This window comes from Enterococcus sp. C76 (assembly GCF_040886985.1).
Classification (GTDB): Bacteria; Bacillota; Bacilli; order Lactobacillales; family Enterococcaceae; genus Enterococcus_B; species Enterococcus_B lactis.
The window spans coordinates 1-636 of record NZ_JBFOEY010000039.1 but is presented as its reverse complement, the minus strand read 5'-3'; the positions used below and the strand labels follow the sequence as shown (position 1 = coordinate 636).

At 34.4% G+C, this 636-nt stretch carries 1 protein-coding gene; it reads left to right on the top strand.

From position 1 onward, the window contains the following. Positions 1-234: 234 nt before the first annotated feature. Positions 235-612, top strand: a complete 378-nt coding sequence (locus tag AB3I00_RS14590; protein ID WP_368025613.1) for a hypothetical protein — start codon at positions 235-237, stop codon at positions 610-612. Positions 613-636 lie beyond the last annotated feature (24 nt).

Here is a 636-nt window from a genome sequence, read left to right as displayed (position 1 = left end):
GGGGATAGCATATGAAGTAGTGTCTATCAATAGATTTCGCTATGAATTTGTTGATTTGGTTGTTGAATATTCTGTTCGATTGATTGTTCCGTGGAGTAAAGAAGAAATTAATGAGGCATTAAAAGATGAACGAAAAAGTACATTCAAAGTTTTAGAAGGTGGGAAAGTATGAAATACAAGTACTTTAAATATTGCGAAAGACCTATTTGATTTGATGTTTGAGGTGGTAGAAAGATGAGCAAATATGTAATCGAATTAGACACTGTTAGTAAGGGGGTTATTTTGAATACCGAAACTAATAAATATGTAGCTCTAATTGAAACTAAAAGACCTGATTTAGGATTTGAGGAATTACAATCAATTTTAGATAAAGTTAATAATCAGCATCCACAGCTAGACGACAACCAGAAAATCGTGTTGGAGTGGTTGAAAAAAGATAAAAAATATCGTCCGTTTAGAAGCATTGGCTTTTTAGATTACTCAGATGGGATTATTCATGATCGACCTCCTAAAGAAGTTTATGAGGCGTATAAAAAATTGGACTTTGTTCAACAATTCGAGGTCCTAGCAGCATTCGCGCAATGGGGATCAGGACAGGAGGAAGTGGAATGATTTATCCACTCATTTTCGCAGTAT

Excerpts from the sequence above, each read along its gene's own strand:
- AB3I00_RS14590 (WP_368025613.1), top strand. The coding sequence starts at position 235 with ATGAGCAAATATGTAATCGAATTAGACACTGTTAGTAAGGGGGTTATT.